21 protein-coding genes are annotated in these 14,966 nt (G+C 63.7%); 8 read left to right on the top strand and 13 right to left on the bottom strand.

Going from position 1 to position 14,966, the window contains the following annotated elements:
• Window positions 1–164: 164 nt before the first annotated feature.
• A complete protein-coding gene (locus X566_RS18700) occupies window positions 165–857 on the top strand; it encodes a Crp/Fnr family transcriptional regulator (protein ID WP_244434870.1) in 693 nt (230 codons plus the stop codon).
• Window positions 858–876: 19 nt separating this feature from the next.
• Here X566_RS18700 and X566_RS18695 read toward each other — a convergent pair whose 3' ends face one another.
• The 4 genes from X566_RS18695 to X566_RS18680 all read right to left on the bottom strand — a co-directional run bounded on the left by X566_RS18695 (window position 877) and on the right by X566_RS18680 (window position 2,733).
• Window positions 877–1,359 (bottom strand): GFA family protein, encoded by a 483-nt coding sequence (locus X566_RS18695; protein ID WP_034470427.1) that lies wholly within the window; start codon window positions 1,357–1,359, stop codon window positions 877–879.
• Between the two features lie 37 nt (window positions 1,360–1,396).
• Window positions 1,397–1,732 (bottom strand): DUF3551 domain-containing protein, encoded by a 336-nt coding sequence (locus X566_RS18690; protein ID WP_160170497.1) that lies wholly within the window; start codon window positions 1,730–1,732, stop codon window positions 1,397–1,399.
• A gap of 98 nt (window positions 1,733–1,830) precedes the next feature.
• Entirely contained in the window at window positions 1,831–2,313 is a 483-nt protein-coding gene (locus X566_RS18685; RefSeq protein WP_051444341.1) for an MgtC/SapB family protein, read from the bottom strand.
• 78 nt (window positions 2,314–2,391) lie between these two features.
• Entirely contained in the window at window positions 2,392–2,733 is a 342-nt protein-coding gene (locus X566_RS18680; RefSeq protein WP_081740460.1) for a GrlR family regulatory protein, read from the bottom strand.
• A gap of 303 nt (window positions 2,734–3,036) precedes the next feature.
• Here X566_RS18680 and X566_RS18675 point away from each other — a divergent pair, with 303 nt between their 5' ends.
• Window positions 3,037–3,330: a hypothetical protein gene (locus X566_RS18675; RefSeq protein WP_034470422.1), complete on the top strand. Its 294-nt coding sequence runs from the start codon at window positions 3,037–3,039 to the stop codon at window positions 3,328–3,330.
• A gap of 111 nt (window positions 3,331–3,441) precedes the next feature.
• Here X566_RS18675 and X566_RS18670 read toward each other — a convergent pair whose 3' ends face one another.
• From X566_RS18670 to X566_RS18660, 3 genes are all read right to left on the bottom strand, one after another.
• On the bottom strand, window positions 3,442–4,854 hold the full coding sequence (locus tag X566_RS18670; RefSeq protein ID WP_034470420.1) for an MFS transporter: 1,413 nt from the start codon (window positions 4,852–4,854) through the stop codon (window positions 3,442–3,444).
• Between the two features lie 94 nt (window positions 4,855–4,948).
• Window positions 4,949–5,293 carry a GrlR family regulatory protein gene (locus tag X566_RS18665; protein WP_034470418.1) on the bottom strand — a complete coding sequence of 115 codons (345 nt, stop codon included), beginning with the start codon at window positions 5,291–5,293 and terminating at the stop codon, window positions 4,949–4,951.
• Between the two features lie 162 nt (window positions 5,294–5,455).
• Window positions 5,456–6,550: a hypothetical protein gene (locus X566_RS18660; protein ID WP_051444340.1), complete on the bottom strand. Its 1,095-nt coding sequence runs from the start codon at window positions 6,548–6,550 to the stop codon at window positions 5,456–5,458.
• Window positions 6,551–6,713: 163 nt separating this feature from the next.
• Between X566_RS18660 and X566_RS18655 the strand changes: the two genes are divergently transcribed.
• The 3 genes from X566_RS18655 (at window position 6,714) to X566_RS18650 (ending at window position 7,791) form a co-directional block, all read left to right on the top strand.
• Window positions 6,714–7,043 carry a multidrug efflux SMR transporter gene (locus X566_RS18655; protein WP_034472386.1) on the top strand — a complete coding sequence of 110 codons (330 nt, stop codon included), beginning with the start codon at window positions 6,714–6,716 and terminating at the stop codon, window positions 7,041–7,043.
• Window positions 7,044–7,180: 137 nt separating this feature from the next.
• Entirely contained in the window at window positions 7,181–7,330 is a 150-nt protein-coding gene (locus X566_RS25170; RefSeq protein ID WP_173402599.1) for a hypothetical protein, read from the top strand.
• A 212-nt stretch (window positions 7,331–7,542) separates the two neighbouring features.
• Window positions 7,543–7,791, top strand: a complete 249-nt coding sequence (locus X566_RS18650) for a DUF6719 family protein (RefSeq protein ID WP_034470417.1) — start codon at window positions 7,543–7,545, stop codon at window positions 7,789–7,791.
• Between the two features lie 8 nt (window positions 7,792–7,799).
• On the opposite strand, the gene X566_RS18645 is transcribed toward X566_RS18650, so the two are convergent.
• The 5 genes from X566_RS18645 to X566_RS18630 all read right to left on the bottom strand — a co-directional run bounded on the left by X566_RS18645 (window position 7,800) and on the right by X566_RS18630 (window position 10,654).
• Entirely contained in the window at window positions 7,800–8,417 is a 618-nt protein-coding gene (locus X566_RS18645; protein ID WP_034470414.1) for a glutathione S-transferase family protein, read from the bottom strand.
• Window positions 8,418–8,548: 131 nt separating this feature from the next.
• Complete coding sequence (locus tag X566_RS18640; RefSeq protein ID WP_034470412.1) at window positions 8,549–8,899, bottom strand: hypothetical protein; 351 nt, start codon at window positions 8,897–8,899, stop codon at window positions 8,549–8,551.
• A 2-nt stretch (window positions 8,900–8,901) separates the two neighbouring features.
• Window positions 8,902–9,048, bottom strand: a complete 147-nt coding sequence (locus X566_RS25075; RefSeq protein WP_160170496.1) for a hypothetical protein — start codon at window positions 9,046–9,048, stop codon at window positions 8,902–8,904.
• Between the two features lie 322 nt (window positions 9,049–9,370).
• Window positions 9,371–9,967 carry a histidine phosphatase family protein gene (locus X566_RS18635; protein ID WP_206538714.1) on the bottom strand — a complete coding sequence of 199 codons (597 nt, stop codon included), beginning with the start codon at window positions 9,965–9,967 and terminating at the stop codon, window positions 9,371–9,373.
• A gap of 210 nt (window positions 9,968–10,177) precedes the next feature.
• Window positions 10,178–10,654, bottom strand: coding sequence for a CreA family protein (locus X566_RS18630; protein WP_409337845.1), 477 nt, complete (start codon window positions 10,652–10,654; stop codon window positions 10,178–10,180).
• Between the two features lie 356 nt (window positions 10,655–11,010).
• Between X566_RS18630 and X566_RS18625 the strand changes: the two genes are divergently transcribed.
• The 3 genes from X566_RS18625 (at window position 11,011) to X566_RS18615 (ending at window position 14,142) form a co-directional block, all read left to right on the top strand.
• Window positions 11,011–12,840, top strand: coding sequence for a L,D-transpeptidase (locus X566_RS18625; protein ID WP_051444339.1), 1,830 nt, complete (start codon window positions 11,011–11,013; stop codon window positions 12,838–12,840).
• Between the two features lie 114 nt (window positions 12,841–12,954).
• Window positions 12,955–13,512, top strand: coding sequence for a glutathione peroxidase (locus tag X566_RS18620; RefSeq protein ID WP_034470399.1), 558 nt, complete (start codon window positions 12,955–12,957; stop codon window positions 13,510–13,512).
• 75 nt (window positions 13,513–13,587) lie between these two features.
• A complete protein-coding gene (locus X566_RS18615) occupies window positions 13,588–14,142 on the top strand; it encodes a dihydrofolate reductase (RefSeq protein WP_244434868.1) in 555 nt (184 codons plus the stop codon).
• 61 nt (window positions 14,143–14,203) lie between these two features.
• Here X566_RS18615 and X566_RS18610 read toward each other — a convergent pair whose 3' ends face one another.
• Window positions 14,204–14,668 carry a DoxX family protein gene (locus X566_RS18610; protein WP_034470393.1) on the bottom strand — a complete coding sequence of 155 codons (465 nt, stop codon included), beginning with the start codon at window positions 14,666–14,668 and terminating at the stop codon, window positions 14,204–14,206.
• Between the last annotated feature and the right edge of the window lie 298 nt (window positions 14,669–14,966).

The following is a 14,966-nucleotide window of genomic DNA, read 5'->3' as shown; positions in this document are numbered from 1 at the left end:
TCACTCACCATCGGCAAGACCCTTACGTCCGGGTCAACGAGACCCTACGTCGGCCGGACTGGAGCGAACCTGCGACGCGCGAGCAGGCAAGACGCACCACCGCAAACATTCGCGCGCTGCCACCTCTTCCCACGCATGCAGCGAATGAACGATCGGCATTGTTCATGAGCGAAACGATCGAACACCTGAACGTCGGCGCGCATTTCCTCGATCGTCTCAGCGCAGCCGAACGCGATCAGGTTCGCGAGGCAGGCCGTCCAGTACCGGTGCCGCAAGGCGAGATGGTGTTCCGTCAGGGCGATCGTCACGACGGCATCTTCATCATCGAGCGAGGCAGCGTGCGCGTCTACTACACCGCGCCGTCAGGCCGCGAGATCACCCTCGCCTACTGGACGCCCGGCCACTTCATCGGCGGACCGGAAATCTCCGGCGGTGGCATCCACATGTGGTCCGGCATCGCCATCGACGATTGCCGGATCACCATGCTGCCCGGCGAAGCGCTACAGCGGCTGCTGGAACGCGTTCCGAACTTCGCCCTCGCCCTGATCGATGGACTGGTGGCGAAGGGAAAATGCTATTCATCGATGGCGCAGATGCTGGGGACGCGATCCGTGATCGAGCGCCTCGCGCAGTATCTCCTGAATCTGTCGGAGCTGTACGGAACGGCGGATGGCGACACCATCGTCATCAACCACAAGGTCACGCACGATCAGATCGCTGCGATGGTCGGCTCGACGCGCCAATGGGTGACGATGATGCTCAAGCGGTTTCAAGCCAAGCGCATCATCGCCATCGAAGGCAGCGTCATCCGCATCCGCCGGCTGGATCAGCTCGAACAGGTTCTTTCCAAGAGCTGAACGCTCCAGGCGCGGCGCGTCAGTCGAGCGGAAAGTCGCGCGGCTTCTTCTTGCGCGGCCGCTCCCATACGACGCCGGGATATCCCTTCAGCGGCACCAGCGGTTCGCCGCGATAAGTCCACTCCTGCTGCTGTTCGATGCCGATATGGTAGAGCGGCTGCCGCCCGGTGCGGCTGGCGAACAACGCACGCGGGATGTTGATCATGTTCGGCGAACGCGCCTGCTCGTAGAACAGCGGCGTGCCGCAGCGCGCGCAGAAGCTGCGCACGGTGCGGGCGGCTTCGTCCTCGTAGCGCGCGATCTCGCCCTCGCCGGCGATCAGATGAAAGCGCTTGCGCCAGCTTCCCACATAGGTCGCATACGCCGCACCATGCGCGACCCGGCTGGCGCGGGTGTGGTCGTGCCAGGCCCACCGTGCTGGCGCATCGATCTCGAAGCGGACAGCGCCGCACAGGCATTGCCCGGCAACGCGCACAGGCTGACTGAAAGATCTTCTCGGCATGCACTGAACATCATTGATCGTGATCGACGGCACGAGCCTAGCGCGCGGCCGAACAAAGACAACTGACGTCATGACGCCAATGACAGGCTGATGCCAAACCGGTCTCGCGGCAAATGGCGCTACCGGCGTCGCGCCGGGTGACCGTGCGCGGCGGCGGAGCAACGTAACGCGCATTGGGTTGGCAGAATCCGGCCTGCCCCGCAATGAAGGCGTCGCATTGCGCCTTGGTCGCATACAGGCAGGCTGGCATGCCGGACTGTCCGATCGAGGTGATCGCGCACCAGGGATAGTCGATCTCCGCGCGCGCTGGTGCCGACGCCAGAGAGATGGCGGCGCTGAGAACCGCCGAAACCGCAGCGGCACGCGATATCATCTCAACTCCTTCGGGGCTCGCGGTGATCGCCGGGATCATCAGTCGAAGCACTGTTCGTGTACAACCGGTCGCTCAATTTGCGGTGTCGGCCGCTTGCTCTAATCCGCAGACATTCCACCCTCGCCGGCACCTCCGCCTCCTCCCCCACCTTCGCGCTTGAACGGCACCAGCAGCCACAGCGTGAGGAACGTCATCAGCGAGATCGTTACCGCGACATCGTAAGCGCCAAGCCCCACCGCCGCGCCGGTCGCACCGGTCGCCCACAGGCTCGCCGCCGTCGCCGTGCCATGCACCGCGTTGTCCGTCTTCAAGATCGCTCCACCACCGATGAAGCCCATACCCGTCATCAATCCTTCGATGATCCGCGCGGTCCCTTCGGGGTGATTGTCGAGGATGGTCTCGGTGGCCTGGACTACGCCACAGGTCGCGATCGCCACCAGCGGAAAGGTGCGCAGGCCCGCGCTGCGCTCCGCCTTCTCCCGATTCCAGCCGATCGGCAGCGCCAGCACATAGGCGATCGCCAGCGCCACCATGTGCGGCCACAACCGGAAGCCTTCCGTAAGAGCGACGAATGTCTGCATGCTGCCTCCAGCACGACCGGCAACGTCCCATGCGGAGGAAAGTTCCTGCCAGCCTTGACTCGGACGGAGCGGCGCGCGTCAGCTCTCGACCAGCTTCTTCAGCACCGCGCGAAAGCGAATGCTGCGCTTGCCGGCAAGAGCGGTCGCAAGCACCTCGGCGCCGTCATCATCGTAGGTACCGGAAAAGCCGATGCCGACCTCGCGGCCGCCGAACAGCGGACGCTGGCCGCCGCTCGGCGTGTGTTCGTTGTTGATCAGCTCGCCCTTCCATTTGCCGTCGGCGAAGCTGTACGAGCCCACGTAGTAAAAGTAATTGTCGCCACCGCGGATTGTGCCCTCATGCAAAACCATGACGCCGCCATTCCGTCCGGAAACACCGTCTAGCATCTCGATGTGAATCGTGTAGAGCCCGTTCTTCATCGTCCCGCTCGCGGTCTGCCGTACTTCGATCATGTTGATCGTGGATACAGTGATCCGCGATCGAACGATCGGCTGCAAATAATCTCAAGCGAGGCTTGAGGGAAAGTTCGGTGCCATTCGTCTCAACCTCGCGCATGATGCGGCATCTGGCCCCAATCGTGCATGGTAAGACGCAAAGTCGTACCGAACCGGAAGCCAACCCCGCGCTATAAGCGCGCATACCAGCGTTGTTGCGCCAATTTGTTCATTGTGCGGCAGCAAAGCGATCCTAAATGCGGGCAGAACCACTGTGAAAGGCAAGCGATGAGTGTTGAATGGAAGACCAAGCAAGGAACGCGGCGCGTGCGAGTCGAGCCGCCGACGCTTGAGGAAGCCATTTTCGCTGCTGCCGGTGTGACCGAGGTACCGCAGGAGCAGGCTGAATTCGCCGCCTCGCTGACCGGGATTCCGGTCGAGACCGTGCTGGCCCAGATTCAGAAGGAAGCTCGCAAGGCTGCCCGCACCGGCCGCGTTGTCGCGATTCCCTCGGGCTCCCAGCGCGCCGTGGTGGTCGAGCGCCGCCCCTCCCGCGCCGCCGCCCTGCGCGCCAAAGCTTGATTCCAGCGCTGACTCGCTCCGCCCGGATTTGACTGACCAAAACCTGATCCGCACGCGAGCCTTTTGGGCCCTGGACCTGCTCCGGGGCCTTTGCTTTTTTGCAGGACTTCTCTAAATCGCGCCCGGCCCCCTCTTGCTGAAACGCAGGCGCATGAAGCTGCTCAGGCTGCCGACCGTGGAGAACACCACGCCGATGGTCAGCGCCAGCACCGGCCCCTTGCCGTTGCCGATGCTGAAGCAGAACGCGGCGAGCGCGGCACCGATGGTCTGCCCGGTCAGGCGCGCGGTGGCGACCATGCCGCTGGCACCACCGGAGCGTGCAGGCGGCGCGCTGAGCAGCAGTGCCTTCATGTTCGGCGACTGGAAGAAGCCGAAGCCGCAACCGCACAGCGCCATCCGCCAGCCGATGTCGAAGACGCTCGCATTCGCGGGCATCGTTGCGAGCAGCGCCATTCCAGCAGCGAGAATAGCGAGGCCGATGCCGCCGAGCACGCCGACGCGATAATGATCGGATAGGTAACCCGCGATCGGCGCCATGATCGCCACCGTCACCGGCCAGGGCGTGATCAGGAAGCCGGTCTCGACCTGCGAGCGGCCGAGCGTATCGATCAGCAGGAACGGCAGTGAGACGAACGCCAGCCCTTGCGTGGCGAACGAGCAGATCGCCGTCATCACCGACAGCGCGAAGATTGGAATCTTGAACAGGTCGATCGGAATCATCGGCGCCGGATGATCCGCCTGCCTGCGCAGCAGCAACGCGCCGCAGACCGCCGCCACCGCCAGCTCGGCCACGGTGATCAGCACGGCCTGATGCCGCGCGGCGCTGCCGAGCGCGAACACGAACAGGCCGAGGCACGCGGCCGCCAGCACCGCTCCCGGAATGTCGAACTTGTGCGGTGCGCGCGGCGTCGGCGGCAGCACCCGCATCGAGATCACGATCGCCAAGATGACGAACGGCAGGTTCACCGCGAACAACAAGGGCCATGGCCCGAACGACAGGATCAGCGAGGCCACCGTCGGGCCCATGGTGATGCCGGTCGAGACGATCATCGCATTGACGCCGACGCCGCGGCCGAGCACGCGCTTCGGCCAAATGAAACGCACCAGCGCCGAGTTGATGCTCATCATACCGCTGGAGCCGAGCCCCTGGATCAGCCGCGAGACGAGCAGCATCTCGTAGGAATGAGCGAAGGTGCAGCCGAGCGCACCGAGGCCGAACAGCACCAGGCCACCGTAATAGACGCGCTGATGGCCGACGATCTCGCCGAGGGCCGCGAGCGGCAGCAGCGTCGCCACCATCGCGATCTGCACGGCGTTGACCACCCAGACGATCTGCGACGGCGTCACCTTCAAGTCGGCGGCGATGGTCGGCAGCGCGACGTTGACGATCGAATTGTCGAGCGAACTCATCCCGACAGCGATGCCGACGGCGAAGATCGCCCAGCGTCGCTGCGGCCACGGCAGACCGTCCATTTCGGCAGCCGTCTCGTGGGGGCGCTCTCCGCGCGTTTGAAGTGCTGACATCCTACAATGCGTATTCCGATGCCGGCTTGGCGCGGGCAGTGACCGATTGTCTAGCGCAAGCTCGCCCCGAGCTGCACCCCCGCACGCGCATGGCTCACGCGTCAGCAATCCTGCTCAGGGCGATGCGGAAACCGCGCACCGCGTCGCCGGCCTTGCAGGTCGCTTCGATCTCGGCGGTCGCCGCGGCATAGCGGCCGGTGAAGGACGCGGTCACCTCGTTGGCCCCGAACACCGGGACGGCTAGCTCGCTGCGGGTGTGCTGCTGCGTTGCGAATTCGCCGTTCCATCGCCCGTCGCCGGCGACGCTATAGCGGCCGACGTAGTAAAAAAACGCGTCGCCGCCGAGAATCTTGCCCTCGCGCAGCACGAAGATGCCGCCATTGGCGGCTCGGCCGCCTTCGGCCGGCTCAACGCGCAGGTAATACAGCCCGTCGTGCATACGGTGCGGTCTCGCCCATCGATATCCACCCAAATCCACCCCAGGAGCGCACGCCGCCGACAAGCCGAAGCGGCGTTCCGGCGGCAGCACCCCTGGCATAGAATCTTGGCACCTGTGTTCGCATCCCGGCGTGTCCCCGCCGGGTCGCGGCCCGCTGCAACCTTAGCGTCCGTGGATCATCCACACAAATGCGGCGGCCGCGCCGATATCCGCCGCCGGCGCAAGGCTGAGCCGGAGATGGGGATTGGAGGCTTCCGCAAGCCCGGAAAACAGCCCTGCGAGCACCGCCGCGCAGGCCGGATGGTACTCGGTTGCGTCCGCCATCAGCCGCCAGCCCTGTTGGCTCACCACCTGCGCACCGCCCTGCTCGGTGATCGTCGCTTTGTCGTCCTGCGCCTCCAGGACCGTGGCGAGGAACGACGCGAACTCCGCCGCCGTATAGGGCTTGACGGTCTCCGCCTGGAACGCCGCGGCGGTCTCGTGGAAGAACTGCATGCCGATCAGCTTGCCGGTTCGATGCAACAGATGCGCCGCATCCTCGGGCCCGAACAGTTGCACCATCACCGGCGCCGCAGTCTTCACATACTCCTGCGCGTAGCTGCGATAGGCCTTCTCCAGTCGCCGCTTCGGCCACGCATCGACCGGCAGCGCAGGCAACTTCGCCGGATCGAACGGCGGCGCCTCCAGGTGACGCGCAAACACCAGCCGCTCATCCACCGAGAGTTCGTGATCGGCCTCGTGATAGTAGCCTTCCAGACCCGCCTGCCCGTCCACTGTCTGCTTGGTGCAGACGAAGCCCACCTTCAGGTTGCCGAGCGCGACGCCGTTGTTGGCGTGCCAGCCGCGCAGCATCGCGCGCGAGACTTCCATCGGGATGCCGCAGATCGCCGTGCCCTGCCAGATCCAGCGCGGCGGCGGATAGCGGATCCAAGCCTTGCGATCGCTCTCGTACATGTATTCGACCGAGACGCCGCCAATCCAGTTGGAGAAGTAGTGATACTGCGCGGCCGCCACCGCGGGCGGCAGTCCGCTCAAACCAAGCTTCTCGAGGCTCGCGATGAAGCGCTCCTGCTGCTGGCGGCGAAACACCCGGAACACGAACTCCTCGGCCGCAGGAATGCCGCGCCGCACGACCACCGTGAGGATGAGGCCGGTGAAGAACGCATGATAAAGATTTGCCACGCTGCGCCAGCGCGCCCACGTCGCCGCCTCCGAACCGCTCGCGTCCTCCTGCACAATCCTGTCCGCCTTGCCCATATCCCTCGACCGCTCCCGCCTGCTGCGGCACGTGCGCCGCTCGTTGTCACGTCAATGATCCTAACACCGGCGCAGGATAGCGCGAGTTGGCGAATCCGCGCGCGGCCCCTATGCATGGCTGTCCAGCATGTCCCACGCCGGCCTCGAAGCGAACGGAGCAACCATGACCTATCTCTATCTACTGGTCGCGATCGTGTTCGAAACCATCGGCACGTCAGGCCTGCAGGCGTCCGAGCAGTTCACCAAGCTGAGACCGCTGGCATTGACCGCTGTTTGTTATGCGGCCTCGTTCTACTTCCTGTCACTGACGTTGCGGACGATGCCGGTCGGCATTGCTTATGCGATTTGGTCGGGCCTCGGCATCGTGCTGATCGCCCTGATTGGGCTGATTTGGTTCGGGCAGAAACTCGACATGCCCGCGCTGGTCGGTCTCGCGCTGATCATCGCCGGCGTGTTGGTCATCAACCTGTTCTCAAAAACCATCGCGCACTGAAGACCGCACCGAGGGCTGCGCCCTGAAGATCACGCGCTGACGATCACCATCATCATCGCAAGCGGACAGGCGTACAGGCTTGCGCTTAAGGAACCTTTGTTCCCGCTAGGCGTTGACAACGCACAGGGAGCAGGCTGATGGGCAATCGCAATATTCTTTACGCCATTCTCGGCGCGCTGATCGTCGTGATCGCAGTGCTTGGCTACAATCTCTACCAGGAGAAGAAGCAGCCGGACGGATTGTCGATCAATGTCGGACCGAACGGGCTGAAGATCGAAGGCAAGTAGCGGCAGCATTCCCGAAATGCATCCGTGTCGCCGATTGCCCGCCGGACCCGCGGATTCTAGCCTGTCGGCGACGCGATTCGCATCGTGCTGATCGCGATGGCACCGACAATAGGCAGGACACGCGCGAGATGTATCGCACGGGACTGACGATAAATCGCCGGCAAGGGATAGCTACGGGAGATCCACCCAGCCTCCTCACACGCCCACCTTTGATGCGTTGGCTGTTGCGTTGGCGGCTTGGCCGATCCTTACGTTGGTCCACGGCGGCCGCCGTCCTGCCTCTGCTGGCGGTGACGATCCTGACGCGTGAGCCGGACGAGTTGCGGCTCGGCCAGCGCGTCTATGTGGACGACGGCACCTGTCCGGCCGGACAGGTCAAGGAGGTCGCGGGCGCCAACCTGACCGCCGCCGGCGTCGTGCGCAGCCGTCAGTGCGTGGCGCGCAACAGCATCAAGCGCTGATTGCTGTGTCAGGCCCTCGCGGTCGGCCGCGCGCTGACCCGCTGGTGCCACGCCTGCAGATGTGACGCATCTTCGGGGATCGGCATCCGGACAAACTTGGCGAAATCGACACCGCACAGCAGCACGATGTCGGCCATCGAGAAGCCCTCACCCACAAGAAACGGACGGCCGTCCGCCAGCTCCCGATCGATCCATGTCATCGCATCGGCAACGACGCTGCGGCTGTGCGCGCCGAAATCGGCGAATCGCGTCGTCACCACATGCTCGGTGCGGGGATCGTCGTTGCGCCAGACCTGGCTCATCGGCGCCCACAGGCGAAACTCGACGCGCCTGATCCACATCTCGATCATCGCCTGCTCGAACGGTGCGCGGCCGAACAGCGGCGACGCCGGATGCAACGCCTCGATGTAGCGGCAGATCGCGATCGACTCGCAAATGAAGCGGCCGTCGTCGGTCTCCAGCACCGGCAGCTGACCGAGCGAATTCTTCTTCAGGAAGTCCGGCGCCTTGTGGGCACGTTCGCGCATCGGCACCGGCACCAGCTCGACCGAAAGTCCCTTCTCCGCGAGGAAGATGCGCACCTTGCGCGGATTGGGCGCGGGATAAGGTTCGTTGTAGAGCTTCACTGGCGCGTCCTCGCTTTTCGTTGTTGGTGTCTCGCCCGCGCGGCAGGCACAGATATAATACCCGTTTCCCTGAGCCATCGGCTGGCCGCGGTCAATCTCACGATGCGAGGATTTCGGAGACGAGCGGCGGCTCAACGCGCGCCGAACATGCAGGCGAGCGTCGGCGCGGCAATCCTGTCCAGCGCCTCGACCACCCGCTCCTGCGGCTTGTTCGGCACCCAGGCGTAGCGAATGCTGGGCACGCCCGTTTCGCCAACGCCCCGGATCATCGCCAGGCGAAGTTCAGGATCGGTCTCACGGGCGACGGCCTCATGCAGACAACCGCAAACCTGCTCGGGCTGTTTGAGGACACGGGCGCTCATGCGCGGCGTACAGAGCGCCACGAACAGGTCGCGCTCGCTGGCGGGCGCGACCGGCGCGGCTTGCGCGCTGCCACCGACAAGGCCCGCGATCACGAGGACTGCAACGAAAAGGCTCGGCATCGTCAGCGGCTAGCAGGCGCCGGCACATCCAGGACCGGGCTGACATCGAAGACGAACAGCCCGGCGTGGGGCAGCATGTCGGTGCTGCCGGCGATCGAGCCGCCCCAGAGCAGCATGGCGAAGGCGAGAAGGACGGTGGTGGTGCGCATGACGGTCCCTGTCGATAACCTTGGTGTTGTTATCGCCGTGATACGCGCGCACGGTTTCGGCATGTCTGCGCGGGATGCGGGAAATGGTTTCGTGGCGGGACGTTTCTGTTTCGTCCCCAAGCTACGCACGAAGCATTCAAGCCGCGTGAGCGCTGTCGTGCGCGGCTGAGGTGCGAACCCGAACGCGCTCGTCTTGCCGAGACTTGTCGTCGCTCACCTCAAATGCGCCCAATGCTCACCGCAACGCGTCAAATACTTTGCGACTTCAAGAAAGCGATTGATTTAGCTACTGTTTTACAGGGCAGCAGGTCGACGAATAGCGTCAGCGGCCGAGCATGACGCTGGCTTCGCCGCTTCCCACTTCCCGGCCGAGGGCCTTGATCGCGATAGTGCCGTCACGCACCTCGATCGCGGTGATCGAGGCATGGTCGGGACGGAAGCTGATGACCTGCTCGCTCTGCTTGGCTGCGCCGATCACGACATTGATGGCAATGAAGTGACTGAAGATGACGGCATCGCCGGCCATTGCCCGCACCGCCGCAAGCAGCGATTCACGCCAGGCACCGTAGTCCGGCGATCCGGTGGGGGCGCTGGATTGCAGGTGGGCCCAGTCCGATGCCATCGCCTGACGTAGCCATTCCTGCCGCTCCTTCAGACCAAGCGGCGGCGACGGGATCTCGCCGATTTCGGGAAACACGATCGGCTGCACGCCCCACGTCTCTGCTAATGGCAGAGCGGTCTCCCGACAACGGCGCAGCGGGCTGGTGTAGACCGGAAGCGGATGCGGGAGCTGCTTCAGTTCAGCCGCCGCCTGGACCGCCTGGGTCCGTCCCGTCTCATCTAATCCTGGATCGACCGAATCCCCATACGTCGACGCTGGCTTCGCATGCCGCACCAGATAAAGCGTCGCCAAAAGCACCCCCCACCCCAAAGCAAGTCCGGCCCCGATCCTAGCAGCGCAGCATCACGAAAGCGAGAGTGCAACCAATGGGTTGTGCGTCAGTCTAGTTCCAATTCAAGTCAAATGGGAACTCACGCGAATCGCTTCAACAAAAGGTGATATCCATTTACGGACACACGGCCTTTTGTCGATTCGACCGCGCAGGGTCCAACTTCCGAACCTGCGGCCTCAATTCGTTACATAGTCTGCGCACTTCTGTACTGCGTCGTTGCTGCCCCACGGCATGATCGGCACCGAGGACGTCGAGTTCTTCGGCGAGCCGTCGATGATCCGGTCCGAGTAGACCATGTAGACGAGGACATTTCGCTTCACGTCGCAGCCGCGCACGATCTGCATCTTCTTGAAGAACAGCGAACGGCGCTGCCGAAACATGTCCTCCCCCTGTTCGAACTTGCGCTTGAAATGAATCGGTCCGATCTGGCGGCAGGCCAGGGAGATATCGGACACCTCCTCTGCAAGCCCGAGCCATCCCTTGAAGCCGCCCTTCTCCGGCACGGTGAAGTGACAGGCCACGCCATCGACCTCGGGATCGTCGAGGGCGTAGGTCGCAAGTTTGTCGTTCGGTGACAGCCATTTGAACACCGTCGAACGGCGGAAAATCAGATCCGGCTCGTCGGCGGCTTGAGCCGCAGCGCTGCCGAGCATGGTCAGCAACAACAGCGCCAGGCAGGCCAGACGGTAGGATATGCGGGCAAGGCCGCCTGCGTTCGCGGTCATCGATGGCTCCGAATGGCCGGATCGCTCGGCGTCGTCCGGCGGGGTTGGCGCACGCCTATGTAGGAAGCCGCCCGCTCTGTTCAAAGTCGGACCGTCTCCTGCGCAGGGGCGAAAAGGCTTTTGAGCATATTCGCAGCAAATGTGACCATTTCAGCACATTCGATCTAAATCCTTGGCGGTGCTCATGAACCTTTTACATCTGGACGCTACTTATCGACTAAGATTCCATGGAACCGGGCGCTGGATTCGCAAGGTCGCCCGGACCGGCAAGAAGGACCTGGGGCGTGAACGGACTTCGTCTCGTCAGCAACCGTAACCAGCGCGATTTCGCCAGCACAGATATCCCGCAAACGACCACACCATCCGTGACGAGATGGGCCGCGCGCATCGCCACGATGGCTGCGGTCTCGCTGTTCGCGATCCCGGTGACGGCCCAGGCCCAGTCGTCCTGGGACTGGGATCCCACCGAGAGTTACGAAGCGCGCCCCGCACCGAGACTGGCGCCGCGACCGGCGGCAAAGCCGAAACGCGCCAAGGCGGCGAAGGCGAAGCGCAAGGACGACCCGGCTGAGGTTGCGGCCAAGCGGGCACCAAAGCCGCAAGGGCCGCTGATCATCACCGTCTCACTCGAGCGTCAGCGGATGAAGGTGTACGACAGCAACGGCCTGTTCGCGGAAGCGCACGTCTCCACCGGAACGCGTACGCATCCGACGCCGACCGGCGTCTTCAGCATCATCCAGAAGAACCGCGACCACGTCTCCAACCTCTACGATGCGCCGATGCCGTACATGCAGCGCATCACCTGGTCCGGGGTAGCGTTCCATACCGGCGCACTGCCGGGCTACGCAGCCTCGCACGGCTGCATCCGCATGCCGAACGGATTTGCCGCGCGGCTGTGGACCTGGACGCGGATGGGTACGCGCGTGATCGTCGCGCCGGGCGAAGTCGCTCCGACCGATTTCACGCACCCGAAGCTGATCACCAAAATGATCACGCAGCCGGCCCTCTCCGCACAGCCCACGACTGGCAACACGGCGGCCGCGGCGGATGGTCCCATAACGCAGCGGCGCACTGCTGACGCCAGCGAAGCGATCGCCGGCAAGACGAAAACGCTGTCGGACGCCAATGCGGCGATGCTTGAGGTGACAAGCCGCGAGGCGCCGAACAAGGCAGAGACCAAGGCCCAGGCCGAAACACCGGCCCAGGCACCGACGGCGGATGCTCCGACAGACCAGAAGACGTCTGCCGAAACGGCGAAAACCGAAGCGCCCACGCAGGCAGCACCCGTGAGCGAAACGAATGCGGAGACCGCTGCAGCAGCGCCGGCTGCGATTAAAAACGCCGAGGCTGAAAGGCAGGAGAGCGCCGCGACGGTGCAGCAACCCGCTTTGACGGAAGGCAACAAGGTCGCTGAGCAAGCCACGAACGATGCATCGGCGGTTGCGACGACCTCGCCTGTCGCTACGGCACCGGCCGACGTAAAACCGGCTCCGCCCGCGCTCGTTCAGCCCGTCGACGACATTGCCAAGCCCGCTGATATCGCCCGCATTCCGGAGATCGCGAAGCCTGCAACAGCAGCCGCACCAGCAAAACCGGCCGACGGCGCCAAGTCTGCCGAGACCGCAGCACCGGCAGTACCGGACGCCGTGAAGCCCATCATCGTGAAGCGGCGCGGCGGGCTGAGCCATGTTGCCGTCTTCATCAGCCGCAAGGAGAAGAAACTCTACGTCCGTCAGGGCTATGAGCCGGTGTTCGATATTCCAGTCGAGATCACCGATATCGATCGCCCACTCGGCACCCATGTCTTTACCGCCCGCGGCGACAAGGACGACGCGTCGGCACTGCACTGGTCGGTGGTGTCGCTGCCGCAGGTCGGCCGCAAGGCTGTCGATACGCCACGCACCCGACAGGGCAAGGCTGCTGCGGCAACGACCGAGACCGCCGTCGCGCCGGCGCTGAATCCGGCCGAAGCGCTCGACCGCATCGCCATTCCTGCCGACGCCATGGAGAAGATCGCAACGATCATCGGGCCCGGCGGGTCGATCCTGATTTCCGATCACGGACTTGGCTGGGAAACCGGCCGCGGCACCGACTTCATCGTGCCGCTGAACTGACCTGTTCCGGCGCCACCGACCGGCGCACCGGTTCGTACGGCAATCGCTGTTTGCAAATCGAGCCGTTTGGATGGACACTGTCCATCGCAACAGACGATACGATTTGGAAAAGCCATGAGCCTCGACCGCAGGCACCTGCTCGCCATGGCGCTCGCAAGCGCGGCTTCGCCCGCGCTCGGACAGACCGCGATGAGCGAACGTACAGCCTATGGATTTTCGTTTCCTGCGCTGACGGGTGAGCCGATCGCGCTTGCCGCCTATACGGGACAACCGCTGCTCGTCGTCAACACGGCGTCGCTTTGCGGCTTCACCCCGCAATATGCCGGCCTGCAGGAGCTGTGGACCATGTTCCGCGAGCGCGGCCTCGTGGTCATCGGCGTGCCCTCGAACGACTTCGGCAGCCAGGAGCCGGGAGGCGCCACCGAGATATCCGAGACTGCGCATCGTCAATATGGCGTCACGTTTCCGATGACGGCGAAGGTCGAGGTTCGCGGCGCGGACGCCCATCCGTTCTATAAGTGGGCGGCGCTGGAGCGGCCGAAGGACCTGCCGCGCTGGAACTTCCACAAATACCTGGTCGGCCGCGACGGCCATATCGCCGAGGTGTTTGCCGAGCGCGTAACGCCGACCGACACCCGCGTCATCACGGCGATCGCACGGCAACTCGGCTGACACTGCAACCGCCTCGAAGCGATCCCGTGCTCCATCACATCCCATTGCAGAAGGGTTCAGCGCGACGTGCCTGATTTGACATTTGAAGGATATGCCATCGTCTCCCGCGACGGCATGCTTGCGGATGCGACCGGCGTGATGCCGGAAACTCTGAAATTCGACGGCGACCAGCGCTTCTTCGACAAGGCGCTCGATACGGTCGATCTCATCGTCCATGGCCGCAATTCATTCGAGGATCAACCCAACTCGTACAACCGCAAGCGCGTCATCGCCACCCGTCAGGTCGATCGGCCGATCATCGATCACGCCAATCCAAAGGCCGTGTTATGGAATCCCGCGCGCGCGCCGATCGAGGACGCAGGTGCAGTGCTCGGCATCACCGCGGGCCGCGTCGCCATCATCGGCGGCACCGATATCTTCGATATGTTCTTGGATCGCTACGTCGATTTCTATTTGTCGCAGGCGCCACATCTGGCGCTGCCCGGCGGCGTGCCGGTCTTCCACGGCATTCCGGCACGGCATCCGGACGATATTCTCAGCCAGCACGGACTCGTACCTACGGAAACGCGCGTGCTGGACGCGGCTCATGACGTCAACGTCGTGCACTGGGTGCGCAAACCGCTGGCGTAGAGACGATCGCACCGCCCGCAGACCTCTGCCGGAACCTCTTGCAGAGGCCGCGCCGTCTTGACTACAACGCCGGCCCGTCGTGATAGCTCGTTTCGACGTTGTGAGACAGCACCGGCGGCCGATAGCCGATGATCATCAGCAGCGCGCCGACGATCGCCATGTTCTTGAGCACCTGCACGATGTCGTTCAGCCGCTCGCTGCCGCCGCTCTGATTCCAGAAGTCGTGCACGTAGAACGTCACCACCACTACGAACACCAACAGGATCGCGGCGAAGAACCGCGTCGCGAGATTGCAAGCGATCATCACGCCGCAGATCACTTCAACGCTCGCCGCAAGGATCGCCAGCACTCGAAACAGTGTCAGACCGGTGGCGTTTTCGATCTGCGTCGCATAATTCGCAAGCATCTCGGGCATCCCGAGCTTGGCCTCGATCAGCTGCGCGGTCGATCCGAGATCGAAGAACTTTGACAAACCGGAGAGTATGAACAGCAGCGCGAACAGCACACGGCCAATCGTCATCACCATCGTCGGTCCCCCTCAAAAAATCATTCCGCAGGTCGATTCGGCGTCGCCGTGCGAACTCTATCCGATCTGAACACCAACAAACGCCGCGTTTGCAGATATCAGGCCGCTCGCCTGTGCGGCCCCAACGCCACATCGCTTACTACTTGTTGGTACACGGCATCCTAAGTGAAATACCCCTCCGCAGGACATCGCGTAGTCTCTCCATGAAACCTCACAGGACGTCCAACATGGAAAGGCCGTCATAGACGATCATGACGGCCCTTGTTGTTGCCAGCGCTGGCGGACGCCTCGCCCGCGC

The sequence above is a fragment of the Afipia sp. P52-10 genome (assembly GCF_000516555.1).
GTDB lineage: Bacteria > Pseudomonadota > Alphaproteobacteria > Rhizobiales > Xanthobacteraceae > P52-10.
The sequence above is the reverse complement of the archived record's forward strand: the minus strand, read 5'-3'. Positions and strand labels throughout refer to the sequence as shown.

What these genes read in the sequence shown, in the direction of transcription:
- X566_RS18680 (WP_081740460.1), bottom strand. Translation starts at nt 2,733, where the DNA reads ATGAAGAACGGGCTCTACACGATTCACATCGAGATGCTAGACGGTGTT.
- X566_RS18665 (WP_034470418.1), bottom strand. Translation starts at nt 5,293, where the DNA reads ATGCACGACGGGCTGTATTACCTGCGCGTTGAGCCGGCCGAAGGCGGC.
- X566_RS18650 (WP_034470417.1), top strand. Translation starts at nt 7,543, where the DNA reads ATGCGTTGGCTGTTGCGTTGGCGGCTTGGCCGATCCTTACGTTGGTCC.
- X566_RS18640 (WP_034470412.1), bottom strand. Translation starts at nt 8,899, where the DNA reads ATGCCGAGCCTTTTCGTTGCAGTCCTCGTGATCGCGGGCCTTGTCGGT.
- X566_RS25170 (WP_173402599.1), top strand. Translation starts at nt 7,181, where the DNA reads ATGGGCAATCGCAATATTCTTTACGCCATTCTCGGCGCGCTGATCGTC.
- X566_RS18630 (WP_409337845.1), bottom strand. Translation starts at nt 10,654, where the DNA reads ATGCTCGGCAGCGCTGCGGCTCAAGCCGCCGACGAGCCGGATCTGATT.
- X566_RS18685 (WP_051444341.1), bottom strand. Translation starts at nt 2,313, where the DNA reads ATGCAGACATTCGTCGCTCTTACGGAAGGCTTCCGGTTGTGGCCGCAC.
- X566_RS18610 (WP_034470393.1), bottom strand. Translation starts at nt 14,668, where the DNA reads ATGGTGATGACGATTGGCCGTGTGCTGTTCGCGCTGCTGTTCATACTC.
- X566_RS18700 (WP_244434870.1), top strand. Translation starts at nt 165, where the DNA reads ATGAGCGAAACGATCGAACACCTGAACGTCGGCGCGCATTTCCTCGAT.
- X566_RS18660 (WP_051444340.1), bottom strand. Translation starts at nt 6,550, where the DNA reads ATGGGCAAGGCGGACAGGATTGTGCAGGAGGACGCGAGCGGTTCGGAG.
- X566_RS18655 (WP_034472386.1), top strand. Translation starts at nt 6,714, where the DNA reads ATGACCTATCTCTATCTACTGGTCGCGATCGTGTTCGAAACCATCGGC.
- X566_RS18620 (WP_034470399.1), top strand. Translation starts at nt 12,955, where the DNA reads ATGAGCCTCGACCGCAGGCACCTGCTCGCCATGGCGCTCGCAAGCGCG.
- X566_RS18675 (WP_034470422.1), top strand. Translation starts at nt 3,037, where the DNA reads ATGAGTGTTGAATGGAAGACCAAGCAAGGAACGCGGCGCGTGCGAGTC.
- X566_RS18690 (WP_160170497.1), bottom strand. Translation starts at nt 1,732, where the DNA reads ATGATATCGCGTGCCGCTGCGGTTTCGGCGGTTCTCAGCGCCGCCATC.
- X566_RS18695 (WP_034470427.1), bottom strand. Translation starts at nt 1,359, where the DNA reads ATGCCGAGAAGATCTTTCAGTCAGCCTGTGCGCGTTGCCGGGCAATGC.
- X566_RS25075 (WP_160170496.1), bottom strand. Translation starts at nt 9,048, where the DNA reads ATGCGCACCACCACCGTCCTTCTCGCCTTCGCCATGCTGCTCTGGGGC.
- X566_RS18670 (WP_034470420.1), bottom strand. Translation starts at nt 4,854, where the DNA reads ATGTCAGCACTTCAAACGCGCGGAGAGCGCCCCCACGAGACGGCTGCC.